Annotated in this window: 27 protein-coding genes and 1 other RNA gene; 10 read left to right on the top strand and 18 right to left on the bottom strand. The window is 66.8% G+C overall.

Going from position 1 to position 24763, the window contains the following annotated elements:
* Positions 1-6 precede the first annotated feature (6 nt).
* A complete protein-coding gene (locus ACFFII_RS11385) occupies positions 7-186 on the bottom strand; it encodes a DUF3553 domain-containing protein (protein WP_090753507.1) in 180 nt (59 codons plus the stop codon).
* A 42-nt stretch (positions 187-228) separates the two neighbouring features.
* Here ACFFII_RS11385 and ACFFII_RS11380 point away from each other — a divergent pair, with 42 nt between their 5' ends.
* Positions 229-876 (top strand): histidine phosphotransferase family protein, encoded by a 648-nt coding sequence (locus ACFFII_RS11380; protein WP_377698998.1) that lies wholly within the window; start codon positions 229-231, stop codon positions 874-876.
* 3 nt (positions 877-879) lie between these two features.
* Here the strand turns inward: ACFFII_RS11380 and ACFFII_RS11375 are convergent, their stop codons facing one another.
* Together ACFFII_RS11375 and ssrA are read right to left on the bottom strand one after the other, a co-directional pair.
* The gene (locus ACFFII_RS11375; RefSeq protein WP_377698997.1) at positions 880-2148 is read right to left on the bottom strand and encodes a glutamate-5-semialdehyde dehydrogenase; all 1269 of its coding nucleotides are present in this window, start codon (positions 2146-2148) and stop codon (positions 880-882) included.
* Positions 2149-2270: 122 nt separating this feature from the next.
* Positions 2271-2625: a transfer-messenger RNA gene (gene ssrA / locus ACFFII_RS11370) on the bottom strand.
* Between the two features lie 78 nt (positions 2626-2703).
* Between ssrA and ACFFII_RS11365 the strand changes: the two genes are divergently transcribed.
* Entirely contained in the window at positions 2704-2961 is a 258-nt protein-coding gene (locus tag ACFFII_RS11365) for a PepSY domain-containing protein (protein WP_377698996.1), read from the top strand.
* Positions 2962-2976: 15 nt separating this feature from the next.
* Here the strand turns inward: ACFFII_RS11365 and ACFFII_RS11360 are convergent, their stop codons facing one another.
* The 3 genes from ACFFII_RS11360 to ACFFII_RS11350 form a co-directional block, all read right to left on the bottom strand.
* Positions 2977-3390, bottom strand: coding sequence for a PaaI family thioesterase (locus ACFFII_RS11360; protein ID WP_377698995.1), 414 nt, complete (start codon positions 3388-3390; stop codon positions 2977-2979).
* A 46-nt stretch (positions 3391-3436) separates the two neighbouring features.
* Positions 3437-4522 carry a TRAP transporter substrate-binding protein gene (locus tag ACFFII_RS11355; protein WP_377698994.1) on the bottom strand — a complete coding sequence of 362 codons (1086 nt, stop codon included), beginning with the start codon at positions 4520-4522 and terminating at the stop codon, positions 3437-3439.
* Positions 4523-4606: 84 nt separating this feature from the next.
* Positions 4607-5596 carry an ABC transporter substrate-binding protein gene (locus ACFFII_RS11350; protein ID WP_377699010.1) on the bottom strand — a complete coding sequence of 330 codons (990 nt, stop codon included), beginning with the start codon at positions 5594-5596 and terminating at the stop codon, positions 4607-4609.
* Positions 5597-5814: 218 nt separating this feature from the next.
* Between ACFFII_RS11350 and ACFFII_RS11345 the strand changes: the two genes are divergently transcribed.
* Entirely contained in the window at positions 5815-6561 is a 747-nt protein-coding gene (locus tag ACFFII_RS11345; protein ID WP_377698993.1) for a 5'-methylthioadenosine/S-adenosylhomocysteine nucleosidase, read from the top strand.
* 33 nt (positions 6562-6594) lie between these two features.
* On the opposite strand, the gene ACFFII_RS11340 is transcribed toward ACFFII_RS11345, so the two are convergent.
* The 4 genes from ACFFII_RS11340 to ACFFII_RS11325 all read right to left on the bottom strand — a co-directional run bounded on the left by ACFFII_RS11340 (position 6595) and on the right by ACFFII_RS11325 (position 10232).
* A complete protein-coding gene (locus ACFFII_RS11340; RefSeq protein WP_377698992.1) occupies positions 6595-7599 on the bottom strand; it encodes a patatin-like phospholipase family protein in 1005 nt (334 codons plus the stop codon).
* A gap of 117 nt (positions 7600-7716) precedes the next feature.
* The gene (locus ACFFII_RS11335) at positions 7717-8205 is read right to left on the bottom strand and encodes a DUF4142 domain-containing protein (RefSeq protein ID WP_377698991.1); all 489 of its coding nucleotides are present in this window, start codon (positions 8203-8205) and stop codon (positions 7717-7719) included.
* Positions 8206-8516: 311 nt separating this feature from the next.
* A complete protein-coding gene (locus ACFFII_RS11330) occupies positions 8517-9464 on the bottom strand; it encodes an NAD(P)/FAD-dependent oxidoreductase (RefSeq protein ID WP_377698990.1) in 948 nt (315 codons plus the stop codon).
* Positions 9465-9485: 21 nt separating this feature from the next.
* Entirely contained in the window at positions 9486-10232 is a 747-nt protein-coding gene (locus ACFFII_RS11325; protein WP_377698989.1) for an SDR family NAD(P)-dependent oxidoreductase, read from the bottom strand.
* 138 nt (positions 10233-10370) lie between these two features.
* Here ACFFII_RS11325 and ACFFII_RS11320 point away from each other — a divergent pair, with 138 nt between their 5' ends.
* Positions 10371-11003, top strand: coding sequence for a hypothetical protein (locus ACFFII_RS11320; RefSeq protein WP_377698988.1), 633 nt, complete (start codon positions 10371-10373; stop codon positions 11001-11003).
* A gap of 20 nt (positions 11004-11023) precedes the next feature.
* On the opposite strand, the gene ppk2 is transcribed toward ACFFII_RS11320, so the two are convergent.
* From ppk2 to ACFFII_RS11300, 4 genes are all read right to left on the bottom strand, one after another.
* Positions 11024-11914 (bottom strand): polyphosphate kinase 2, encoded by an 891-nt coding sequence (gene ppk2, locus ACFFII_RS11315; protein ID WP_377698987.1) that lies wholly within the window; start codon positions 11912-11914, stop codon positions 11024-11026.
* A gap of 1 nt (position 11915) precedes the next feature.
* Positions 11916-12842, bottom strand: a complete 927-nt coding sequence (gene metA / locus ACFFII_RS11310) for a homoserine O-acetyltransferase MetA (protein WP_377698986.1) — start codon at positions 12840-12842, stop codon at positions 11916-11918.
* On the bottom strand, positions 12842-13702 hold the full coding sequence (locus ACFFII_RS11305) for an ATPase (protein WP_377699009.1): 861 nt from the start codon (positions 13700-13702) through the stop codon (positions 12842-12844). The genes metA and ACFFII_RS11305 overlap by 1 nt, the downstream gene beginning before the upstream one ends.
* Positions 13703-13802: 100 nt before the next feature.
* Complete coding sequence (locus tag ACFFII_RS11300; RefSeq protein ID WP_377698985.1) at positions 13803-14948, bottom strand: OmpP1/FadL family transporter; 1146 nt, start codon at positions 14946-14948, stop codon at positions 13803-13805.
* 176 nt (positions 14949-15124) lie between these two features.
* Here ACFFII_RS11300 and ACFFII_RS11295 point away from each other — a divergent pair, with 176 nt between their 5' ends.
* Both ACFFII_RS11295 and guaB read left to right on the top strand, forming a co-directional pair.
* On the top strand, positions 15125-16123 hold the full coding sequence (locus tag ACFFII_RS11295; protein WP_377698984.1) for a TDT family transporter: 999 nt from the start codon (positions 15125-15127) through the stop codon (positions 16121-16123).
* Between the two features lie 73 nt (positions 16124-16196).
* On the top strand, positions 16197-17645 hold the full coding sequence (gene guaB / locus ACFFII_RS11290) for an IMP dehydrogenase (RefSeq protein ID WP_377698983.1): 1449 nt from the start codon (positions 16197-16199) through the stop codon (positions 17643-17645).
* Positions 17646-17846: 201 nt separating this feature from the next.
* Here guaB and ACFFII_RS11285 read toward each other — a convergent pair whose 3' ends face one another.
* Both ACFFII_RS11285 and ACFFII_RS11280 read right to left on the bottom strand, forming a co-directional pair.
* On the bottom strand, positions 17847-20054 hold the full coding sequence (locus tag ACFFII_RS11285) for an SDR family oxidoreductase (protein ID WP_377698982.1): 2208 nt from the start codon (positions 20052-20054) through the stop codon (positions 17847-17849).
* Positions 20055-20501: 447 nt separating this feature from the next.
* The gene (locus ACFFII_RS11280) at positions 20502-20846 is read right to left on the bottom strand and encodes a hypothetical protein (protein WP_377698981.1); all 345 of its coding nucleotides are present in this window, start codon (positions 20844-20846) and stop codon (positions 20502-20504) included.
* Here ACFFII_RS11280 and ACFFII_RS11275 point away from each other — a divergent pair.
* Positions 20845-21024, top strand: coding sequence for a hypothetical protein (locus tag ACFFII_RS11275; protein ID WP_377698980.1), 180 nt, complete (start codon positions 20845-20847; stop codon positions 21022-21024). The two genes, ACFFII_RS11280 and ACFFII_RS11275, sit on opposite strands and share 2 nt — an antisense overlap.
* Positions 21025-21160: 136 nt before the next feature.
* Here the strand turns inward: ACFFII_RS11275 and ACFFII_RS11270 are convergent, their stop codons facing one another.
* The gene (locus ACFFII_RS11270) at positions 21161-21283 is read right to left on the bottom strand and encodes a hypothetical protein (protein ID WP_377698979.1); all 123 of its coding nucleotides are present in this window, start codon (positions 21281-21283) and stop codon (positions 21161-21163) included.
* Positions 21284-21622: 339 nt separating this feature from the next.
* Between ACFFII_RS11270 and ACFFII_RS11265 the strand changes: the two genes are divergently transcribed.
* From ACFFII_RS11265 to ACFFII_RS11255, 3 genes are all read left to right on the top strand, one after another.
* The gene (locus ACFFII_RS11265) at positions 21623-22282 is read left to right on the top strand and encodes an HWE histidine kinase domain-containing protein (RefSeq protein WP_377698978.1); all 660 of its coding nucleotides are present in this window, start codon (positions 21623-21625) and stop codon (positions 22280-22282) included.
* 101 nt (positions 22283-22383) lie between these two features.
* Positions 22384-23160 (top strand): Crp/Fnr family transcriptional regulator, encoded by a 777-nt coding sequence (locus ACFFII_RS11260; RefSeq protein WP_377698977.1) that lies wholly within the window; start codon positions 22384-22386, stop codon positions 23158-23160.
* A 184-nt stretch (positions 23161-23344) separates the two neighbouring features.
* A complete protein-coding gene (locus ACFFII_RS11255; protein ID WP_377698976.1) occupies positions 23345-23758 on the top strand; it encodes a protein tyrosine phosphatase family protein in 414 nt (137 codons plus the stop codon).
* 30 nt (positions 23759-23788) lie between these two features.
* Here ACFFII_RS11255 and ACFFII_RS11250 read toward each other — a convergent pair whose 3' ends face one another.
* Positions 23789-24628, bottom strand: a complete 840-nt coding sequence (locus ACFFII_RS11250; RefSeq protein ID WP_377698975.1) for a hypothetical protein — start codon at positions 24626-24628, stop codon at positions 23789-23791.
* Between the last annotated feature and the right edge of the window lie 135 nt (positions 24629-24763).

Below are 24763 nucleotides of genomic sequence, written 5' to 3'. Positions count from 1 at the left end.
ATCGAGTTAGGAGTTGTCCGTGATCAGTTCCAAGCGAACCCGGCGGCCGTCCAGAACCTGTTTTCCCATTTCCGGAAAATTGACCGTTACCCGGTCGCCGATGCGGGATTGCACCTGCCCGATGCCCCATTCCGGTGCTTCGCGGTTGCGGACCAGCATTCCGGGTTCGAGAATCTCGGTGGTCATCGGTGCTCTTTCGCTTGGGGGGCCTTCCGAGGCTAACGGACGATGACCCCGGTCACAATCCCGGCAGCCTCGCTCGATGCGGTCTCCGGCGCGAACCTCGCCAGCCTGGTGGCGGCGCGGCTGTGTCACGATCTCGTTTCCCCTCTGGGCGCGATCGGCAACGGGGTCGAACTGCTGGAAATGTCGGGGGACTATCCCGGTCTTGCCAACTCGCCCGAACTGACGCTGATCGGGGAAAGCGTGCGGGCCGCGCGGTCGCGCGTGCGCTATTACCGGATGGCCTTCGGCTATGCACCGGCGGATCAGCGCGTCGCGGTGGCCGAGATCACCCAGCTTGCCCAGGATTATGCCCGGAACGCGCGGCTGACGGTCGAGGTCGAGGGCGGGGGAGACGCCTCGCGGATCGAGGCGCGGATGCTGCTGCTTGCACTCATGTGCATGGACTCCGCCATGCCTTGGGGCGGGAAGGTGATCATGGCCCGGAAGGGGCAGGGCTGGCGGCTGGGGGGGCAGGCCTCGCGCACCCGGCCCGAGCCCTCGCTGTGGCGCTGGCTGGAGGCAGACCAGACGCCGAATACCAGCCCCGCACCGTCCGAGGTGCATTTTGCCGTTCTTGGGACGCTGGCGGCCGACCATCGCCGCCCGGTGACCTGGAGGGTGGATGCCGGCGGGGCCGAGCTGAGCTTCTGAGGCTCAGCCCCGGATCGCGCCGTCGCCGGTCACCAGATACTTGAAGCTCGTCAACTGCTCGGCCCCCACGGGGCCGCGCGCATGCAGCTTGCCGGTGGCGATACCGATCTCGGCACCCATGCCGAACTCGCCCCCGTCGGCGAACTGCGTCGAGGCGTTGCGCATCAGGATGGCCGAGTCGAGCCCGCGGAAGAACCGTTCCGCCGTGGCGTCGTCCTCGGTCAGGATAGACTCGGTGTGGCCCGAGCCGTGGCGACGGATATGGGCGATGGCCTCGTCCACACCATCCACTAGGCGCGCGGCGATGATGCTGTCCAGGAACTCGCGCCCGAAGTCGACGGGCTGCGCAGGGACAGTGCCGGGGATCCCGGCCAGCTCGCCTTCGGCCCGCACCTCGACGCCCGCGTCCAGCAGGTCGCGGATCAGGACGTCGCCGTGCCTTTCACGGAAGGCGCGGTCGATCAGCAGGCATTCGGCCGCACCGCAGATGCCGGTGCGGCGCGTCTTGGCGTTCAGGACGACGCGGCGGGCCTTGTCGAGATCGGCCTCGCCGTCGGCATAGACATGGCAGATGCCCTCGAGGTGGGCAAAGACGGGCAAGCGTGCCTCGGCCTGCACCAGCCCGACCAGACCTTTGCCGCCGCGCGGGATGATGACGTCGATCAGCCCCTGTGCCCGCAGCATGGCCGCCACGGCCGCGCGGTCGCGGATGGGCACGACCTGGATCGCACCCTCGGGCAGGCCCGCCTGACGCAGCCCCTGCGCCATGCAGCGGTGGATCGCGGCCGAGGAGTGGATGCTGTCTGTCCCCCCGCGCAGGATGACGGCGTTGCCGGACTTGAGCGCCAGTGCGCCCGCGTCGGCGGTGACGTTCGGGCGACTTTCATAGATCACGCCCAGCACGCCGATGGGTGTCGCCACGCGCCGGATGTGCAGCCCGTTGGGCCGGTCCCATTCGGCCAGGACGCGGCCCACCGGATCGGGCTGCGCGGCCACGGCGCGCAGACCCTCGGCGATGGCGCGGATGCGGGCGGGATCCAGCCGCAGCCGGTCGGTCATCGCGGGCGACAGGCCCTTTTCGGCGGCATAGGCCAGGTCCTCGGCATTCGCCTGCAGGATCGCCGCTTCCGCCTGCAGGATTTCATCGGCGGCGGCGGACAGGGCCGCGTCCTTCTGCTCGGAGGGTGCCTGAGCTAGATGGACCGCCGCGTCGCGGGCCGCGGCACCCATGCGGGCGATCAGGTCTTCGGGGGACTCGGTCATGTTGTTCATCGTCGTCAACCTGCGGCAGCCATCCTGAGGGCCGCCCGCCTGCATCGCGCGGGTCGTCCCGTCAGGCAGGCGTGCCACATCCTTCGCCGGAACGAAATGGGGCAGGGGCAACAGGGATGGAAAGTGCAGGCTTCTGTTGCCAGGTGCCTGCGGACCCCGCCTTACGCGGCTAAGCGCAAGGACTTAGGTTTCGATAACTCGAACTGCTTACGCAGCCAGAGCCACCGGAGCACGGTTGTCGTTGGCAACTGTACTTTTTGCACCGATAACGGTGGTAGCTCACCGAGACAAAGCAAACAGCTTTAGACGTTCGTCGATCCTGTTTCGGCCCCATTTGCCCCCAACGAGGGATTATTGGTGGAGCCGCCGGGTACCGCCCCCGGGTCCGATCCGCTTATTACCTGCGCGTTTATGTCCATAGTCCGGGCGAACCCGAACGGGATCAATCTAGGGCCCGGCTGCGGACCTTGCAAGGGGGCGACGCGCACGGCGGCTGGTCGGAACAGCGCTGCAAGGGGGGACGTTGAGGGGACTGGTAAACGAAGGAGACGAGACATGACCCGCACCCTGTTCGCCGCACTGGCCCTGGCTGGGCTGACCCTGCCTGCGATTGCCGCGGCCGACACGCCTCCGCCCGCGAACGCGCAGCCCTTGTCGCGCATCATCGCCACGGTCGAGGGCAGCGCCCCGAACCTCGCCTTCATCGAGGACGTGTCCTGGGACGACGACGGCTACTGGGAGGTCGAATACATGACCACCGAGGGCCGCGAGGTCGAGATCCGGGTAGATCCCGTCACCGGCCAGAACCGCTGACGGCTGACCTTAGCGTCACTCTTTCCAGTCGATCACGACTTGGGTCTGGGTGACGATGGCGGCAGGCTTGCCGTCCCCGCGCGTGATGGTGGTCTGCCAGACCATCGTCGTGCGCCCCTTGTGCAGCGGAACGCAGCGCGCCTGCGCCGTGTCGCCGATGCGGATCGGCCGCAAGAAATTCGTCTTGCTTTCCAGCGTCGTGGTCGTCTTTCCTTGAGGCAGGTTGATCATGGTGGCCGTACCGCCGATGTTGTCGGCCAGCGCCATGATCGCGCCCCCATGCATGACGCCGTTGCGGTTCGACAGGTCCTGCGTCACCGAAAGCTCGGCCAGCACCTCGTCGGGCTCGGCCGAGATCAGGCGGAAGCCCAGCAGCCGGGCAAAGGCCGGCTGGTCGAAGGCGATGCGGTCAAGTTCCTCGCGGGTCATCATTCACCTCTGATGGGACGGGCGGCCGCTGTGGCCGCCCTCGTGCTCAGCGCCCGACCTGCCCGGACGTGAAGTAGTCATAGGGCAGTTCCGCCACGCGCAGCCACTGCTGCTGCTTCTGCCAGTAGGCCGACCAGTGCTCGTAGATCTTGCGGAAGTTCTCATTGCTTTCGGCATATTCGGCGTAAAGCTTGCGCGATTCCGTGAAGGCGGCTGCCAGCACGTCGTCAGGGAAGGCCTGCAGCTGCGCGCCGGTCGCGATCAGCCGCATCAGTGCCTCGGGGTTGCCGTTGTCGTATTTGGCGACACAGTGGTTCAGCGCCTCGGCGCAGACGGCCTCGAGCGCGGCCTTGTAATGCGCAGGCAGGGCGTTCCAGGCGTCGAGATTGATGTAAAGGCCGACATTGGCCGTCCCTTCCCACCAGCCGGGATAGTAGTAATGGGGCGCGACGCGCTGGAAGCCCAGCTTCTCGTCGTCGAAGGGTCCCGAGAACTCGGCCGCGTCTATGGTGCCGCGCTCCAGCGCCGCATAGATGTCGCCGCCCGCGATCTGCTGGGGCACGACGCCAAGGCGCGACAGGATCGTGCCGCCGAGGCCCGCGATCCGCAGCTTGAGACCCCGCAGATCCTCGACCGAGTTGATCTGCTTGCGATACCAGCCGCCCATCTGCGCACCCGTGTTGCCCGACGGGATCGTGCGGACGTTGGCACCGGCGATGAATTCGTTGATCAGATCGAGCCCGCCGCCATACAGCAGCCACGCAGTTGTCTGGCGCGTGTTCATCCCGAAAGGCAGCGAGGTGTCGAAAGCCCAGGTCGGGTCCTTGCCGATGTTGTAGGTGCCCAGCGTATGGGCGCATTCGACGCTGCCGTCGCTGACCGCGTCCAGCGCCTGCAGGCCCGGCACGAGTTCGCCGGCTGCGAAGGGCTGGATCTGGAAGCCGCCGTCCGTCACCTCGGCAATGCGGCGCGAGACATGGTCCGAGATACCGTACAGCGTTTCGAGGCTTTTGGGATAGCTCGAGGTCAGCCGCCAGGTGACGGTGGGCCGGGCCTGCGCCAATGCCGGGGCGGCGAGCATCGTGGCAGCCGAGCCAACGGCGGCGGTGGACAGGAAGTTGCGGCGTTTCATGGCAGGTCTCTTGCGGTCAGAGGTGGGCGCGGTCATGCGAAGGGGCGGCCTTTCGGGCCGCCCCAATGTCGGTGCAGCTTCGGCTCAGAAGCCGGCCTTGATCTTTTCGAACTCGGCCAGCTGGCGTTCGCGCTGTTCCGGGTTGTTCGGGGTCTGGGCCAGCACCGGCGCGTCGATGTGCCCGAGGTTCTGGGTCACGCGCGGGTCGTCGGCCACGGTTGCCAGAGCCTTGGTGTTCGTGTGGCCATAGCCGATGGTGTCCAGCAGGCCCTTGGCGGCCTCGGGTGCCAGCCAGGCATTGATGAAGTCATAGGCCTTGTCCTCGTTGCCCGGTCCGTTCTTCAGGTTCACGAAGCCGCAGAAGAAGGTCGAGGAGCCCTCCTTGGCCTGCCGCTGAAAGCCGATGGGATAGTTCTCCGCCTGCAGCAGCGGGATCGCGTCGTTCCAGGACCAGGCCACGTCCACCGCGCCCGAGGCCATCAGCTGCGACTGTTCCGCCGGGTCGGCCCAGTAGGCGGCGACGTTCTGGTGGGCCTGGCGCAGCCAGTCGGCAGCGGCCTGGAACTGCTCGTCCGTGACCTCGGTCCAGTCCGTCACGCCGGTCGCCAGATAGGCCAGCGCCCAGACGTCATCGGCCGAATCGGGCAGCGAGGTGCGGCCCTGGTAGGCGGGGTTCACGAAGACCTGCAGGGTCGAGACATCCTCGGCCGGGACGCTCTCGGTGTTAAAGGCGATGGCGGTCGCACCGAAGTCGGTCGGGATGTACCAGAGCCCCTCGGCATCCTTGAACACCTCGGAGTTCAGGAACTGCGGGTCGATATCGGCCACGGCGGGGATGCGCGCGGGGTCCCAGGGCTCGATCAGGCCCGCGTCGCGGTATTTCGAGACCATCTGGCTGCAGGGATGCGCCACGTCGGCGCGGAAGCCCGAGGACAGCTTCTGGAAGGCCTCATCGTCGTCGCCGTAGAAGGCGAAGGTCGGGCTGTCGCCGTGCTTGTCGATATAGCCCTGGAAGATCACCGGCTCTTCGAAGCCTGCCCAGTCGAAGACGGTCAGTTCGGGATCGGCCGCCATTGCGAGGCCGGGTGCGGCAAGGGCAAGCGCGATGGCGGTGGTGCGCAGGAAGGTCACGGGCAGAACTCCGGTGTTGGTGCTTGGTCAGGACGCTAGCGGCGGCCCGGCAGCGGGGCAAGCGCCATGAGACCCGGTCAGGCCGCTGTCGCGGATGTGATATTCCCCGCGCTTGCCGAGGAACGCTTTCCTTGGTCGCCGGTCTCTGGCAAGCCCGTGCCATGACGGAAAAAACAGGGTGGATCATGGAGGACAGCAGCGTGAGCCTTGCAGAGGCGCCCGGCGCGGACAGCATCGCCACCCTGCGCCCGGTGCGGCTGGACGCGCGCCCTGATGCCCAGCCCCGTCCCGACATGATCGCCGGGCGGCGCGTGCTGTTCGTCATGGCGGCACCCGAGGAATACGGCCCCGCGCTGCGCCAGAGGATCACGCCGCTGATGACCGGCATCGGCCCGGTCGAGGCCGCCGTGACGGTCGCCGCGGCCCTGGCCGGGCTTGCGGTCGAGCGAGAACTGCCCGATGCGCTCGTCTGTCTCGGCAGTGCCGGATCGCGCCACCTGGAACAGGGCGGCGTCTATCAGGCGGTCTCGGTGTCCTATCGCGACATGGATGTTTCGGCCCTGGGCTTCCCGCGCGGGATCACGCCGGGGCTGGACCTTCCGGCCGAGGTGCCGCTGCCGATCCGCATCCCCGATATCCCGCAGGCGCGCCTGTCCTCGGGCGCCGCGATCGTGTCGGGGGCGGGCTACGACGCCGTCGACGCCGACATGGTGGACATGGAAAGCTTCGCGGTGTGCCGGGCCTGTCTTGCCTTCGGGGTGCCGATGGTCGGGCTGCGCGGGATCTCGGACGGCGCCGCGCCCTTGTCGGGCTACATGGACTGGACTCGCTATCTGACCGTGATCGACGATAGGCTTGCCGCCGCGATCGACCGGCTGGCCGAGGCGTTCGAGACCATGCCAGCGTGACTTGCGCGCCGGTGGCGGGACATGCCGGGAACGCTAGTTCTCAAGAACCTGACGAAAGACACTGAACCCCGCCTCTCGCGGCGGCGCATAGGCCGAAAGCGCCCGGGTCATCTCTTCGGTCCCCTCCCTGCGCCGCCGTTCCAGCGCGGCCCGCGAGTAATCGAAGCCCTTTGCCGCGACCTCCCAGTCGCCGCCGTCATAGCCGAGGTGATGGACCACGGCACCGATCCCTGCCTCCTGCAGGCGGGGGGATAGGGTCTCGGTCAGGCGTTCCAGTGCATGGCGGCTCTGGGCGGCGAACATCAGGTCCTGGGCACGGCGCGTGACGGTGTCGGGCGAGATGGCCTGCCGCGCCTTGGGGGGCCAGAGGTCGAGAGCCCAGCACATCGTGTTCCGTTCCGGCAGGTCGCGGAAGAGGGCGGCGATGGGCAGGTTCGCGGACAGCCCCGCATCCACCAGCAGCCGTCCGTCGATCCTGACCGGGGGAAAGATCAGCGGCAGGGCGCTGCTGGCCATCACATGATCCACGGTCAGGCGCGTGGTGGCGCTGTCGAAGACGACATCCTCGGAGGTTTCCTGGTCCAGCGCGGTGACAATCACGCGCGTTTCGCCATCGTTCAGCCGGTCGAAGTCGATCAACTCGGCCAAGGTCTGGCGCATCGCCGCGGTCGAATGAAGGTGGTCGTCGTTGGGCGCCAGGAAATGCATGGCCCACATGCCCGGCAGGGTCGGGTTGAACAGCCGCGGCCGCCCGCCCAACATGGCCCGCATCGCGGAAGCCTGCCGCGCAGGCCTTGTCCCCGCCCAGACGGAGCGGTCGACTGACCGGCCCCAGAACGCCCGCAGTCTCTTCTTGGCGGTTTCCTTCGGCCCCCCCAGCCACAAGGCCGCCGTGACGGCCCCGATCGAGGCGCCTGCAACGCGGCTGACGGTCAGACCCGAGTCCAGCAGGGTCTCGACTGCGCCAAGGTGAAAGGCGCCCAGCGCGTTGCCGCCTGCAAGGCAGACCCAGTGTTCGGTCGAGGAATCTTCAGCCATGGCAGTCCTGGAAACTTCCGGTGATATAACGGATTTCAATAGCCTTTGCAGGGGGCGACAGACGCGTGAAAACTGCCGGCATCCTTGGACGCCGGCAGCCCTTGGAAGAAACCGGGATCAGTTCTTCGCCATTCCCTGAACATGCTCCAGATGCTGCTGAAGCGCCGGCAGGCTTTTCTGGGCATAGGCCACCAGCGTCTGGTTGTCGCCGCCCTGCGCATAGGTCTGGTACAGCGTCACCGCGGTTTCATGCGCTGTCGTCTGCGCCTGAATGTAGGAGGTGTCGAAGGCATCGCCCTCGGCGCCCTGCAGGGTCTGCATCAGCTCGGCATGGGGGCTCGAGATCTGGGCGGGCACCGTGAGGCCCTCGGCCTGGGCGGCCGCCATCAGTTCCTGGTTGTTCGCCGTGTGATCGGTGATCATCTGATTGGCGAACTGCTGCACATCGGCGTTCTGCGAGCGCTGCAGCGCCAGTTCGCTGGACTGCACCTCGAACAGGCCGCCGCTGGCCGCCTGGTTGACGAAGTCCTGCGCGGTCATGGCCTGCGCCCAGGCGGCGCCCATGGTGGCAAGGCCGATGGCGGTCGAAAGGATAAGCGTTCTCATGAAGTCTCCTTCGGGGTAGGGCCCGGGTCATCCGGGCTCACGAGTGGTCTTCAGATCGTCAGAGCTTGGCGTGGGGCGGTTTCGGAAGGCGCGTGCTGTGCCTGTCAGGGCGCAAGGGTCCTGCAGCCACATGACCAACCGGTCGCGTGCCCCCATCATCTCGACCTCCGTTGGGTATTGCTGGGATGAGAACCATCGCGGCGGCGCGAAGTTCCAGCGCCCTCGACTGACGGGCCAGCAACATTTGTATGTTTTCCGGGGTGACCGAGGGCCTGATCCTGGGCATGGCGCCGATCCGGCCCCTTGGCTGCTCAGTCGTCCAGCGTGTGGCCGTCCTCGTCCCGCAGATCGTTGTGGATGGCCACGGCGGCGCGCTCGGCGGTGCCGATGGCGACGCCGATCTGGTCCAGCCCCTCGACCGCATCTCCTGCCGCATAGACGCGCGGCGCGGTCGTGCGCCGGTGGCTGTCCGTCACGAAGCACTGGCCGTTTTCCAGATCGGTCCCCAGCATCGCGCCCAGGTCGTTGCGGGTGTGCGACCCAAGGCCGACATAAAGCGTGTCAAACCTCACCCGCTCGCCGTCCGCCAGCGTAACCTCGACGCAGCCATCCTCGAAATGCAGCGCCGACATGGGAGAGCCCAGCACGGTGATGCCGGCGTGGTCGGCTTGCGCCTGCTCGTCCGCGGTCAGTTCGACATGGCTGAGCGCGACGCAGGTGATATCGCGGCTGTAGGTCCGCAGGAACAGCGCCTCGGCCAGCGCATGGCGGTCGCCCCCTAGGACGCCGATACGCTTGCCCGTCTGCTCGAAGGCGTCGCAGATGGGGCAATAGCGCAGAAGGCCGCGCGCCACGGCATCGGCATGGGTCTCCTCGTCCAAGGGGGGGCGGTGGTTCACGACGCCGGTCGCCAGCAGGACCGTACGCGCCCTCATCTCGCCGTCATCGGTGTTGGCCACGATCAGGTCACCCTCGCGCCGCAGGGCCGTGACCTCTCCGGTCAGAAGGGTGGCTCCGTACTGGATGGCCTGCTCGCGCATGTCGGCCAGAAGCTCGGTCCCGCAGATGCCCTGCGGATAGCCGGGGTGGTTGCGGGTGCGGGGGATCATGCGCAGCCGCCCCTCACCCTTGTCCACCACAGCGACGCGGCGGTGGAAACGCGCAAGGTAGATCGCCCCCGTGAGCCCGGCAGGGCCGCCACCGACGATCAGGCAGTCCAGGGGGCGGCTGTCATCCGGTCGGCGGGCTTGGTCGGTCATCAGCGTCTCTCAGCAAGAAGGTCAACGCATCCGCAACGCCCCGTCGATGCGGATCGTTTCGCCGTTCATGTAGCCGTTCTCGACGATGAAGGCCGCAAGTCGCGCGAATTCCTCGGGCTCGCCCAGACGCTTGGGGTTCGTGACCTCGGCGGCCAGGCTGTCCTGCACGTCCTGCGGCAGCCCGCGCAGCATCGGCGTGCCGAAGATGCCCGGCGCAATGGCGCAGACACGGACCTTGTTGCGCGCGAGGTCGCGGGCGATGGGCAGCGTCATACCGGCAATCGCAGCCTTCGAGGCCGCATAGGCCGCCTGTCCGCTCTGCCCGTCGAAGGCCGCGATCGACGCGGTGTTGACGATCACGCCATTGTCCTGGTCCCGCCCGTTCTTCGCCATTTCGGCGGCGGCGAGGCGCAGGACATTGAAGGTGCCGATCAGGTTGACCTCGATCGTGCGGCGGAAGCTGTCGAGACTGTGCGGACCATCGCGGCCGACCGTCTTTTCCCCCACGACAATGCCGGCGCAGTTCACGCAGACGTCGATCCCGCCCATCCGCTCGACCGCCTGTGCAATGGCTGCGGCGACCGAATCTGCGTCAGTGACGTCAGCGCGGGCGAAATATGCGCCGAACCCGGCTGCAGCCTCGGTGCCCGCCTCGTCGCGGTCCAGCACCGTGACTTGCGCGCCGCGCTCGCGGAAATGCCGCGCGGTGGCCGCACCAAGGCCCGAGGCGCCGCCGGTCACGATGGCGCGGGCGTTCGACAGGTCCATGTTTTCCCTCCCCGGAAATGAACAGTTGTTCAGATTTAGACCCGGCCCACAGGCCCGGCAAGCAGGCAGAAGGGACGCCGCGCGTTAACCATCTGTCAACCATCGCGGCCCTAGACCGAAGGGCGAGGGGAATCGCCCATGCGCCTTGTCGTCCTGCCGTTCGTTTCGTTGCTGAGCCTCGGGTCCGCCGCCGTGGCAGGGGATGGCACATGGACGCAACTGGACCTCTGGAAGGACGGCGGGCAACTGGCCATCAATGTCGAGCGGGGGCGCATGGTCTGGGGCCTGGGCCTTGGACAGGACGACGATGAGCCCTGGGTTCGCGCCTCGGCGCTTTACACTTGGCAGGTGGGACCGGATCGCGCCCCTTGGAAGCTGCGCGCGGGACCGGCGCTCAAGGCCGAGCAGATCGGCTGGTGGGAGGTCGAGGACGAACACTGGGCGCATTGTTTCGACCCCGAGGGCGATCACTGCGCCAACCTGCGCCTGGGCCTGCGCCTGTCGGCGGACCGCTGGGCGGAATACGGCAACTGGGGCAGCTTCCTGATGGCGGATTACACCAGCATCGATGATGCATCGCTGCTGGTCGGGGGGCTGACGCACATGCCCTCGGGCCTTGGCGCGCAACTGTCCCTGTGGCACGAAGCGGGTGGAGAGCTGACGCCTACGATCATGGTCTCGGCGCGCCTCACGAAAAGGCTTTCGATCCGGTTGGGCCACAAGTTCGTCGAGGATGACACCTTCATCGGTTTCAGCTTCTCGACCTACTGACGCAGCGCCGTTGAAGGGGGCTAGCGCACAAGCATCTCGGGCCCGCCGGTGATCTGGGGATCGGGCGTGCCGATGACCGCATGGTCCTTGCCGGCGTAGTCTATGCGGCTCAGCACGGTCTGCATGGCCGCGATCCGGGCCCGCCGCTTGTCGTCGGACCGGATCACCGTCCATGGCGCGACCGGCGTGTGACTGAGCGACAGCGTCTCGCGGATCGCCACGGTGTAGTCGTCCCAGCGGCCAAGGCCCTCGACATCGATCCGGCTCAGCTTCCAATGCTTCAGCGGGTCCTTTTCGCGATCCAGAAAGCGGCGCAACTGCTCGGCGCGGCCGACGTTCAGCCACAGCTTCACCAGGATGATGCCATCATCGACCAGCATCTTTTCGAAATCAGGCAATTGCCGGAAGAACTGCACGCGCTGCGGCTCGGTCGAGAAGCCGAAGACGCGTTCCACCACGCCGCGGTTGTACCAGCTGCGATCGAACAGGGCGATTTCCCCGGGGGCGGGCAGATGCGCCACATAGCGCTGGAAATACCACTGCCCGGCCTCGCGTTCCGTCGGCGTGGGCAGTGCCACGATGTAGGCGGAACGCGGGTTCAGGTTCTCGCGCAGGACCTCGATGGTGCCACCCTTGCCCGCCGCGTCACGGCCCTCGAACAGGACGACCACGCGCTTGCCCGTGGCGATCACGTCCCTCAGCATCTTGACCAGTTCGACCTGCAGCGCCTCGGCGCGGGTCTCATATTCCCGCTTGGGCATTTCTTCCCGATAGGGGAAGCCGGGATCGAGGATGTCGTCCTTGCCCGCCTGCTTGATCGCGTCACGCAGCTCGGGCGGGGCGTCGTGCTGGAAGAAACGGCTGATCGCACCAACAAAGGGGATCTGGGGCGAAGCCGTCTTCCGTGCCATCTCAGCCCTTTCCGATATCCTTCAGGTCGAACGGAGTGTTCTGGTATATCTCGTTGATCCAGTTGCCATAAAGCAGGTGCGCATGGCTGCGCCAGCGGTTCGACGGGCAGCGGGTTGGGTCATCCTCGGGATAGTAATTCGCGGGCACCCCGATGGGTTTCCCCGCTGCCACGTCGCGGTCGTATTCGTCCTTGAGCGTGCCCGAGTCGTACTCAAGGTGGTTGAAGATATAAAGCGTGCGGTGCGCCGCATCCTCGATCAGGCAGGGCCCTACCTGGTCCGAGGCGAGCAGCGTCGTCAGTTCGGGCCGGGCGTCGATATCCTCCTGCCGCACCTCGGTCCAGCGGCTGACCGGGATCAGCACGTCGTCCGAAAAGCCCCGCAGATAGGGCGAGGCGGGGGCGAGATTGCGGTGGCGGAAGCAGCCGAAGGCCTTGTCCCCCAACAGGTGCTTGGGCAGCCCGTGAAAATGCCAGGCCATCGCCATGCCGCCCCAGCAGACGCCGAAACTCGAATGGACATGGGTCCGCGACCAATCGAAGACGCGGCGCAGCTCGTCCCAATAGGTGACTTCCTCGAAGGGCAGGTGCTCGACCGGGGCACCGGTGACGATCAGCCCGTCGAAGCGGTCGCCTGAGGCCTCGACCTCGTTGAAGGGACGATAGAAGGACTCCATGTGGTCGGCGGCGGTGTTCTTGGATTCATGGTCCGACATGCGGATCAGGGACAGGTTGATCTGCAGCGGAGTCGCCCCGATCAGCCGGGCGAACTGGTTTTCCGTCTGGATCTTCTTGGGCATCAGGTTCAGCAGCGCGATGCGCAGGGGGCGGATGTCCTGGCGCGCCGCGCGGTCGGGGCTCATGACCATCACGCCCTCGTTCCGCAGGATGTCAAAGGCGGGCAGGTTCTCGGGCAGGGTGATGGGCATCAGTCTTCCTTTCGGTCTTGCCGGTCGATCGCGGCAGCGATCAGATCGACGAAGTCTTGAGGCGAGGCCACGCGGGCGACCTCGTCGGCCTCGACGGTGACGCCGCGGCGGGCCATCGCGGCATAGCGCGGCCGCCGATGAGCCAGCGCACGCGCATAGGTCCAGCGGATAAAGGCATCGGGATCGACGGGGCCGGGGTTCTCGCGGCCATAATCCTCCCACGCGTCGGCGAGGAAGGCGGGTTGGTAATACATGGGCTTGGGCGCCTGGTCGAAGCGGCGGATCAGCTCGGACGTATGTGCTTCGCTGCCGCGAATCCAGACCGGCAGCATCAGCGCCAGCAGCGACCGCAGCACGGGATCGTCCGGATCATCCGGGTCCACGACTTCACAGATCGACCCCGAGGTGTCGCAAACGAAGTTGCGGTAGCCATAGATCTCCTTGGCGCGGGTGATGAAGTGACCCGAATCCAGCATGGCCGCGATCTCGGCCGTGCGGTGCTGGTCCTGCCGGCGCTTGTAGTCGCCGATCTCCAGCCCCCCGCGCGCGGGATCGCCCGGTTTGCCCAGATAGGTTGAAAGCGGCGCGAGGTTGTCGAAAGTGATGTTCGACTCGATCCGCACCGAGTCCGTCATCAGCAACTCGCGCAGCAGCGGCACCTTCATGGCGTGGCGCTTGAAGTCATCGGCGATCAGCTCGCCCATGTAGCGGGTGCCGATGCGGTAATCGACGCTGTAGTGAAACCACGCGCCCGAGCGGCGCAGCATCGACGCGACATGGGTCTTGCCCAGCCCGGACATCCCGAACAGCATGACCCGCTTTTCCGGGGCCTGAAGCCACGCCTTGCCGCTGGAATACATCTGATCCGTCACCCTCGCCACATCAGGGCGTTTCCTAAGCGGCGGGGCAGGAAAGGAAAAGGCCCCGCCGGGGGGGGCCTTTCGCGGCAATGGCCAAGGCTCAGAAGCTGTAGCCTATCTTCACGCCGATGCCCCAGGCCTCGCTGTCGTCCATCGTCGCGACCTTTCTCTTGTTGCCGGTCTCGCCCACGCCAAGGTCGCCGCCACCGAGCTTGGTGTAGTTGATCCCGGTCGTGATCTTGAGCTGGTCCTGCGTGTAGATCGCGGCAAGCGTGACCCCCTTGCGGCCATTGGTCGGCGACAAGGGGGAAATCAGGCCGTCCTCGCTGTCCTCGTAAAGGAAGGACATTGCGCCGGACCAGTTGTCGGTGAACTTGCGGCCGACCCCGATGGTGTAGGTGGTCGTATCTTCAAGCTCGACCAGCGGAATGCCGGCACCCTGGGCGATCGGGAAAAGGAAGTTGTCCACTTCGAACTCGGACCATTTCACCCAGCGGACCGAGCCGAACAGCAGCGTGTCGGCGGCGATGCCCGTCTGGCCCTCCAGGGTCCAGCTGCGCGGCGTCTTGACCGTATAGTCGCCGACAAAGGTCATCGGCAGCGGGCCGCCGCGTTCGGTCATCCGGAAGTCATGCTCGATGGGCGAGTTGTAGGTCAGCGAGACCCGGGCGGCGATGTCCGGGATCTCGTAGGCCGCGCCGACGACGTAGCCGGTGCCCCATTCCCCGTCCAGTTCCAGGTCATAGCCTGCGGTTCCCCCGTACCCCAGGCCGTCCAGCGTCACGCCGCCCTCGGCATAGGAGCCGCGGATGCCGCCGTGGACCGAGACGTTGTTGTCGAATCTGTAGCGCAGCAGGGCGGTATACGTGGTCGAGTCCACCTGGACCCGCGTTCCGCCCAGGACCGGAGAGCCGTCGTTCGCCGGATTGGGCGGCAGGGGCGCGGTCGGGTACAGCAGATCCGCCCCGAAGGGCTGCTCGACGATGAAGGCGGCGGACAGGTTCTCGTTGAACTGGTGCTTGTAGGCAAAGCCGACAAAGCCGAAGCCCTGGGCCACATCGCCCGTGCGGAAGTCCGCGATGTCCCGGCCCTCGACCTCGGGATCGACGCCCCCGAAGCTCAGCTCGGCGTAATTGCCCTGCTCGAACAGGATGCCCAGCGACTGTGGCGCCCGTTCGATCCCGCCGGCGAAAAGTGGCGCGGCTGTCAGCATCAGCGCAGCGGCACCGGTCAATACAAGTTTCATGCCTTCCCTCCCGAAATCCGCCCTGGAGCGGGTTCTTGTCCACCATGTGCGACCCGACGACCAATTGGGTCAATCGCGGAAGTTCAAGTGACGCAACGTTGCCTTTCTGGCGGGTGCGGGGCAGTGACCGGGCCGCCACGCTTGGCAGCGGGCGGCCCGCCTGCAATCATGCCGCCATGAGCCGTGAACGCCTGCATTTCGCCATGCCCCGCCCTGTGCCGCCGGGCCGGTTCCGCCGGGTGCCCCCGGTGATGTTCCTCGCCGTCCTGGCCGAGCTGGAGCTGTCGCTCGCCTGGTCCGGGGGCGCCGCGGCGTTCGCGCTGCCCGCAGGGGTGGCGCAGCTGCTTGGCGGCATGGTCACGGCGCTGGCCGCCTTTGCTCTGTTCGCCTATGGCTGCAAGCTTGCGCGGCGCCCTTCGGTGCTGGCCGAGGAACTGGAGATCCTGCCGGGCAGGGCAGGGACAGGGGCGGGTGTCCTGTGCCTTTACCTGCTGGCCGCCCTGGTGGGCGCGATGATGAGCAGAGGCGCGGGGCTGGTTCTTCTGATCCTGGGACTGCTGTGCCATGCGATCCTGCTGGTGACGCTGGCGCGCGTCCTGAGCGACGGCCCGGCCGAGCGACGTCAGGTTTCGCCTGACTGGCACCTCAGCCTCGCGGGGCTGGCAGTCGCCTCAAGGGCGGCACTTGCACTGGATTGGCCGGTTCTTGCAGCCGCGCTGGCCCTTCCCGCGATCCTTGCGGCGCTGGCGATCTGGGGGCTGAGCCTGCGGCAGGTCCTGGCCATGCGCGTTCCCCCGCCGCTGCGGGTACTGCTGGCGCTGCATGTTGGCCCTTCCGCGATGCTGGCGATTCTGGCGCTGGAACTGGTATGGACGGGGGTGGGGACCCTGCTTGCATGGCTCGCACTCGCGGGCGTTCTGGCGATGGTGCTGGGGGCGCGCTGGCTGCTGGCGGGCGGCTTTTCGGCCTTCTGGGGTGCTTCGGCATTTGCACTGGCCGCGACGGCCTCGGCCTGGACGGCGTTATGGGCGGCGCAGCCGACCGAGCCGCACCGTATCATCGCGGGTCTGCTGCTAGCGATGGCGACGCTGGCTGTGCTTCCCGTCTTCGCGATGGTGCTGCGGGAATGGATGCGGAACCGCCTTCCCGCACGCTCGAACGCCGCGATTGCCTGACGGCGCCGCTGGACTTTCCGCCGCCCGCGTGAAAGGGAAAACTGCCAAACGAACCACTGACAGGATCACTCCGATGCAGATTCGAGAGGCGCTGACCTTCGACGACGTTCTTCTGGTTCCGGCCGCCTCCAGCGTGATGCCCTCGACCGCGGACGTGACCACGCGCGTGTCGCGCCGCATCCGCATGAACATCCCGCTGGTCAGCTCGGCCATGGACACGGTCACGGAAAGCCGCATGGCCATCGCTATGGCGCAGGCGGGCGGTCTTGGCGTCATCCACCGCAACCTGACGCTGGAAAAGCAGGCCGAGGAGGTCCGGCGCGTCAAGCGGTTCGAATCGGGCATCGTCTACGACCCGATCACCCTGACCCCCGACCAGACGCTGGCCGACGCCAAGGCGCTGCAGCTGCGCTATAACGTGACAGGCTTCCCGGTGGTGGACGAGACCGGTCGCGTCGTCGGCATCGTCACCAACCGCGACATGCGCTTTGCCAGCGACGACCGGACGCCGGTGCGCGTCATGATGAGCTCGGACAACCTGGCGGTGCTGCACGAGCCCGCCGACCGGGAGGAGGCGATCAGCCTGATGAAGGCCCGCCGGATCGAGAAGCTGCTGGTGACGGACGGGCAGGGCAAGCTGACCGGCCTTCTGACCCTGAAGGACACCGAGCAGTCGGTTCTGAACCCGCTGGCCTCGAAGGACGACCAGGGCCGCCTGCGCGTGGCCGCCGCCTCGACCGTGGGCGACGAGGGGTTCGAGCGGTCCTCGGCCCTGATCGAGGCGGGCGTGGACCTTGTCGTGATCGACACGGCGCACGGACATTCCGAGGGCGTCGCACTGGCCGTCTCGCGGCTGAAGACAGCCTTCCCGGATGCCGAGATCTGCGCGGGCAACGTGGCCACCGCCGATGCGGCGCGCGCGCTGGTCGATGCAGGGGCGGACGCGGTCAAGGTGGGGATCGGGCCGGGCTCGATCTGTACGACGCGGATCGTCGCGGGCGTGGGCGTGCCGCAGCTGACGGCGATCATGGACGCGGTGTCGGGCGCGGGGGACGTGCCGGTGATCGCGGACGGGGGGATCAAGTATTCGGGCGATTTCGCCAAGGCCATCGCGGCGGGCGCGACCTGCGCCATGGTCGGCAGCGCCATTGCCGGCACCGACGAGTCGCCGGGCGAGGTGATCCTGTACCAAGGACGGTCCTTCAAGTCCTACCGTGGCATGGGCTCACTGGGGGCCATGGCCCGCGGCTCGGCCGACCGCTATTTCCAGAAGGACGCGGCTTCGGACAAGCTGGTCCCCGAGGGGATCGAGGGCCAGGTGCCCTACAAGGGCTCGGTCGCGGCGGTCCTGCACCAGATGGTCGGCGGGTTGCGGGCCGCGATGGGTTATACGGGCAACGCCACCATCGAGCAGATGCGCGGCGGCTGCCAGTTCGTCCGCATCACCGGCGCAGGCCTAAAGGAAAGCCACGTGCACGACGTCCAGATCACACGGGAGTCGCCGAACTATCGGCTCGGCTGATCCCGGGCGCGAATGCCTGGGATGCCGACGGGCGCCTGATACACAGCGGACTGACTGCGGACCCGCCGCCGCTTTCGTCGTCGTGGGGAACATGCGGTCGTCGGGCTATGGCTGTCTGCCCGAAACAAGAAGCCCGGACAGTAGCGCCCAATCCGGGCGGTCTGGTCTTGGCGGCCAGCACATGGCAATTTTCCAGCGCCTTCAGCACGCCTGCCGGGCAGAGGCCGGATAGTCGCGCAGGAAGCGCCCGATGGCGTCGTCGATCCCGGCCAGAAGCTGGCCATGCTCGCTGGCAAGGGCCGCGTCGGCCGGACGTTCGGCAGGCAGGCTCAGGCTTGCGGCCTCAACCGGATCTACCAGTTCAGGGTCGAGCCCGGCGCCCATAGCGATCCTGCGTGCGAACTCGGCCCATGACAGGCGGCCACGGGTGGCCAGGTGACGAATGCCGCTTTCCCCGTCCAGCAGCAGGTCCAGCGTGGCGTTCACCAGGTCGGGCACATAGGTCGGCGAGACGAAGTTGTCCTGCGTGGCGGTGAAGGAGCGGCCCGCGCGCAAGGCTTCGACCGCATGGACGGCGAAGTTGTGCACGTCATGGGGCGAAAAGAAGGCCGCTGTGCGGATCACCAGCGCCTCGGGGTTGATGTCCAGCACGCAGCGCTCGGCCTCGGCCTTGCTGCGGCCATAGGTGTTCAGCGGGCTGGTCGAATCGCCTTCCACATAGGCGCTGCCCTTGGCACCGTCGAAGACCTGGTCCGAGGAAAAGGTCACGAAGCCGATCCCTCGATCCCGGCAGGCACGGGCGAGGTTCGCGGGTCCCTCGACATTGGCCGCAAAGCACAGTTCGGGTTCCGCCTCGGCGCGGTCGATGTCCACCAACCCGGCGGTGTTGATCACGGCCGCGGGCTCGAACCGGTCGAGAGCGGCCGCGACCGAATCCGCATCGTGGATCGCCAGCACCTGTCGGTCTGTCAGCGCAAAGGGCAGGCCGCGCATGTCGCAAAGCTGGGCAAACATCCGGCCCAGCGTTCCGCTTTTGCCGGTGACGAGAATCGGGCGCGCATCCATCTGCGCACAGGCAAGGTCGGAGGCCGGTTCGGCAACCGCCGCAGGGCAGGACGGCGGCGCCGGACTGGCGCAGGGCCAGAGCCGCCGGTCACTGTCCCACCATCCCGGCATGTCCAGGATCGCGGCGTGAAGCGGTCGGTCCCCGCGCACCAGCGCCCGCAGCAACGCGGCCATGACGGTCGGGCGCGGGCTGCCGGCGCGCATGTCGAAGACGCCGCATTCGTAGCGGCCCGCATCTGTCATCACCAGCCGGTCCCAGTCATAGGCCCCGAGCAGTGACCATGCAGTCACGGCTTCGACCCGAGCGCCCTGCGCGCGGGCACGCTGGGCGGCCCGCCAGACCTGCAGGAACCAGCGCGCCTGTTCCTCGCGCGTACAGCCATTGTGGCATTCAGTAATGGCAATGGGGCGTCCATAGCGGTTCCACGCCTGCATCAGCAGAGCCTCGATACCGACGAGGGCACCGGGGACGGTGCGGACCGCCTCGACATTGACATAGCGGCCACCACTTTCGGCCGAGGGGCCGACGCCGGGATAGCGGGTGATGCGGTGGTCGATCAGCCGTTCGCTGGTCAGGTAATGGTTGACGCCTAGGACATCGGGGGGGCAGGGATCGTCGGCAATCGCCCGCAGCCGTGGCCCGAAACCACGCTCGGCCAGCCGCGCCCACATCGGATGGCCCGGCACCACGGACCCGCAGAGCAAGTCCCAGGTCAGCCAGCGGCGGGCGTTCTCAAAGGTGGCCTCGCGCGTCAGAGGCGGTGTGGCGTGGCAGAAGCCCAGATCCTCGGTCTGCACCAGCCGCGCCGCGGGGTTCACGCGCCGGATCTCTCGCATCGCGGCGCGGGTGGCGTCAATCTGGTTCAGAAGCGCCAGCCAGCAGGCGTCCTCTTCCTGCAGATGGGGATACCAGTGGCCGTAAAGGCAGGAAAAGCGCGCCGTGGTCAGGGGTTCGTTGACCGGCGTCCAGTCCTGCACCCAGGGGTAGCGCTCGGCCGTGGCGCGGGCATGGGCCGCAAGACCCGGAGCAAAGCTGTCCGCGATCAGGCTGGTATAGACGGACCCGCTGCCATGGTGCACGAGGCCGACAATGGGCTGCAGGCCGAGCCTGCGGATCTCGGCCATGCGCTCGTCGCTCCACCCGAAATCGTTCTGGCCGGGATGGTGCGGCGAGACGCGCTCCCACAGGACAGGATAGCGCAGCGCGTGCAGGCCGAGATCCGCGAAAAGTTCAAGATCGCCGATGCGGTCGTGGTGGCCCGAGCGGATCGACTGGTCGAAGAAGCGGTCCCCCACGCGGTTCACCGTGTATTCGCATCCGCCCCAGAGCTGCAGGTCCTGCATGGCAGGAGGGCCGTCCAGCCGGGAAGTTCCCATTGGGTCAGGAGTACGCGTCAGCGGCGGCCCGAGCGGATCAAAACCTTCGGATTGGAACGACATGGGGCCTCGCTGCACCGCCACTGCTTCCGCACTACCGCGCAGCAGGGTCCGGAGTTCCGATTTCAATCATCTTGAAGGCGGCAACATATGTGGGTCTGCCCGGCTGACCGGCGACATGTCCCGGATGGATGAGCCAACATTCTTGAATCCGTCCGGGAGGAACATGGCCCTGCAGGCGGTGTTTCCCCATCGGCACTTCGGGCCGATGAACATGAGGAGGAAAGTCATGCAGCATCTTGCACGCAAGCTTGCGATTGCAGGGATCGTGGCGAGCTTCGGGGGGAGCGCATTCGCCCAGACGCCAGACCCAGCAACCATGACCTGCGCCGATTTCATGGCGCTGAGCGCCGATCAGCAGATGACCGCCATGAGTGCGCTTCGCACCGCGGGCACCGGTTCTTCGGGGACTTCGGCGACCGGCACCACCGGATCCTCGGCCGGGGCAGCCACCGGCGGATCCGGCGGAAGTTCCGGGGACACCAGCGGAACGATGGGTTCAGGCAGTGGCGCCGGGTCGGATACCTCCGGCAGCGGGGCAGCCGGTGCCACTGGCGGCGCCTCGGGGAGCAGCGGCAGCAGCATGAACGCATCTGGTGGGGCCTCGAGCAGCAGCGCGTCTGGCGGGACTTCGGGCAGCGCAAGCGCAGGCGGGGCGTCCAGCGGCGCAAGCGGCGCGGGTTCTTCCGGTGGGGGCATGGGCTCCTCGGGTGGGGACACTGCCTCCACCGGCGGAACAGCGGCCTCGGGCGGAGCGGGGGCGACAGGTGCGACTGCCTCGGGCGGCGCCTCGGCCGACCCGCAGATCGCGGCCTTGATGGCAGCCTGTCAGGGCAATGAAACCTCGCTGGTGATGGACCGGATGTCCTCGATGTAAGCGCATAGGCGCCGTGGCGGAGCTTGATCCGCCACGGCGCCACAAAGCCCGGCAGTGACGCCGACCCGTCAGGGGTCTGCAAATCCCCTTGGCTGGGACACGACAGGGAAGGCTGCGGAGGGTGAAACCGGCCAGATCACGCTTTGGCGGCGGATTGCGGGCGCAGGCTGATGTCCAGCACGGCGGCGTCGATCACGTCATTGCGGTCGAGCGCCTCGACAGCGTCGTGGAACGGAGGAACGGGCCAGATCCTTGGCATGAAAGAACTCGTCCTCGAGAACCAGGATACGACAGCCCTTCACCGCAGCGAGAGGCGGGGTGGCAGCGGTCATGATGATCCTCTCCTTTGTCCCTGTGCGTGACGACCCGAGCAGGTCGATGGCCGGGGCAAGAGCGGCCCCAATCGGGATTGTAGCACAAGAATCTTGCTGCCCGTCTGCGGATTTGCGGTTGAGTAATCCGGATATTACACCGACCTTGGCGACCACCGGCGGTTCTGGCTCCATGCCGGACACCCGTGTCGCAGGCGGGCGGACGGAAGACCGTCCACCTGCAACGATTGTCGCGGCGCCACTTGAGCGGATCAGCAGGCAGGAACATGAACGATCTTGAACCACACGCCGCCGATGATGCGCGCTCGAACCTGAGCGAGATCAGGTGGCAGGTGGGCAACAGCTATGCCCTGATCCGGTCGATCATCCGCTGGTCTGCCGAAAGCGCCACGACCGTGGACAGCTATGCCTGGCACCTGGAAGGGCGCATGGACGTGATCGGGCGCATCATCCTGGCCGTGATGCGCGATCCGGCTGCCTCGTTCGACCTGGCGCATCTGGTCGAGGACGAGCTGAACGACCAGCACGCCAGCGACGGCCGGAACGCATGGTCACTGAACGGTCCCCTGGTGCACCTGAATGCCGCCGCGGCCCAAGTGATGGGCCTGCTGTTCCACGAACTCGTCACGAACTCGATCGAACATGGTGCGCTGGGCCTGGATGAAGGGGGCGAGCTGCGGGTGGCCTGGAGGGTTGAGCCAGAGGTCGAGGGCAGGGAGGCCATGCTGCACCTTGATTGGATCGAACGGGGGGTCCCGGCAAGCTTGAGCCGCGAAGGTTTCGGAAGCTTGGTTCTGAAGGAAATGTTCCGCTACCAGCTTGACGGAAGCGCCAGGCGAGAACTCGACCGACAGGGCGTGCGCATCTCACTGACGGTTCCCATGCACAATCTTGTGCGAGACCATGAGCCGCCCGCGCGCAACTAGAGGCGATGTCCTTGGCACAGGGTCACCGGAACCGGGGCAGGGCTGATGCGTTGAAACCCTGTTGCATGTGCAGGAGGACTGTTCGTTACCTTGGTCGGACGATGATCATGCCAGAGATGACCATCGAGCGGGCCTGGCCTGCCGTCTTCACGCCATTTCAGGCTCGGCTTCTGTCGGATATTCAGTCCGCGCCCATTGCCCTTCGGCCCCGCCAGCAGATTTCATCCGGCAAGACGACAGGGAAGGGCCTGCTTTATCTTTCCAGCGGACTCGTGGGCATCTATCGTCTGGACCGGATGGGCAGGCGGCAATTCCTGAGCCTGAACCTGCCGGGCGATTATGTCGATCTTTTCGGTTTCCTGCTGGGCCACTGGACGGGCATCAAAAGTGCTTTCGGCGCTGCTACGGTGAAGGAAACATCATACGAAAGATTTCAGGCACTTGATCTTCAAGAGATTGAAATAAACAAGCAGTTCTGGCGCATTTCGATGATCGAAGCGTCGATCAGCCGTTACTGGATCTTCCGCATCGGGCGGCTTGTCGGACGGGCACGGATCGCCAATTTCCTGTGCGAGATGCTGGTGCGGCTTCATGCGCGGGGCTTGTGCAGCCTGGATGGCTTCGACGTGCCTCTGGCCCAGACCGACATTGCCGAGATCTGCGGAATGACGCCGGTCCATGCCAGTCGCATGCTGTCCGAACTGCGCGAGGACGGCATCTGTACATTCGCACAGGGCAGCCTGCGCGTCATGAAGCTGCCGGCGCTGTTCCAGGCGGGGCAGTATCGCTGGGACTACCTGTATCTTGGCGCTGATCTTGACCGCGAAATCCGCGAAAGGGCATCAGTTGGTCCGCTGCGGCGACGCGCGTCGGCCTGAGCGCGGCTGGGTCGGCCGAAAGACTGCGTGACGCGCTGCGCAAGAGGGGGACGTCCACAGCAGCAAATTTCTAAATAATCTGTATTATGTCATTCAAAGATGTGCCCCGGCGCACGCCCGGCAGATTGACACGCAAGGGTCACGGACCACAATGCGCGTCAGAACTGCCTAGACAGGACATCCTATGAACCCTCGCCATCTCACACCGGATCTCGCAGTCACGCCGCAGATCGAACCGGACGACTTCGACGCGCTTGCACAGGCTGGGTTCACGACCGTGATCGCCAATCGTCCAGATGCCGAGGTCGAGCCGACCCACCGCAGCGACGTGATGGCCGAGCGCGCCACTCGCGCCGGGCTGACCTATCATTACCTGCCGATCGTTCCCGGCCAGCTCGGGCCCGACCAGGTCGCGCGTTTCCGCGAGATCATAGACAGCTCGCCCGGGCCGGTGCTGGCCTATTGCAGGTCGGGTACCCGATCGGCCACCGCCTGGGCACTGGGTCAGGCCGGGGATCGCCCGGCCGACGAGATCCTGTCGGCCGGACGGAGCGCGGGCTACGATCTGTCGCACCTCGGCCCGATGCTGCGGCGCTGAGGACCGCGCGGACGCGGTCCCCTTGCGCGATCAGCGCGCCAGTTCGCGGACCACGACGCCCCGGGGGTTGACCGTGACCGTCACAGGCTCGCCTTCGGGGTTCACCGCCTCGACCTCGGTCCGGGGGCCGTCGCGCGTGATCGTGCCCGGCTGGGTATAGCCCGCGTCCCGCAGCACGTTCTGGATCGCGGCGTCATCCAGCGGGGCCGCTGCACCTTCCCGACGCGGGCCGCCGTTATCGCGCGCCCCTTCGGATCGGCCGCGGTCGCCGTCCCTCTCGGGATGGTCCCTGCCCTTGTCGCCCCGGTGATGCCCCTGATCGCCGTCGCCCCTGCGCTTGCCATGGCGCTCGCCGTCGCGGTCCATGTCGCCGCGCCCGAAGCGCTGCAGCGTGCCGTCCGCCGAGAAGCCTGCGCGGATATCCTCGCCCTGCGCATCGGCGCCGAACAGCATCACGCCCTCGTCCCCGCGACCGATCCCGCGCAACTGTGCAAATTCGGCGAAGATCGCGTTGCCGCGCACCGCCTCGGGCACAAGGCGTGAGACAATGTCGGCGGGCAGCGCGCCGTCGCCCTCGACGCCGATCATCCGCAGTTGCGACTGTTCGTCCAGCATCGCGCGGAAGACCTGCCCACCGGGCAGCGTGCCTTCGGCCCGTTGGCCGCCGCGCCGGCCCTTCTGGATGCGGGCGTCCGAGATGCCCAGTTCAGTCAGCGCGGACGGCAGCGCCGTTGCAGGGGCCGCCGGCGCCGAGGCGGCCGGCGCAGCGGGGGCGTCCTGCGGGGCCGTGGCCGTTTGCGCCGCCAGCGGCGAGGTCAGCGCGGCGATTGCCGCCAGCATGGCGGCAGAACTGTGGAGTGTGCGAAGCATGACGAGTCCTTTCGTTTGTGTCCTGTCGAAAGGCCATGGCCCTTCGATCGAATCGAACCTAGCCTGCGAAGCCCGAACCGGACGCCAACAGGCTGTTTGGGTCCGGTTGGGTTTTCCCGCTATAACCTGCAGCAT

The organism is Paracoccus niistensis (assembly GCF_042432925.1).
In the GTDB taxonomy this organism is placed as follows: domain Bacteria; phylum Pseudomonadota; class Alphaproteobacteria; order Rhodobacterales; family Rhodobacteraceae; genus Paracoccus; species Paracoccus niistensis.
This window is presented reverse-complemented; position numbering and strand designations above follow the sequence as displayed.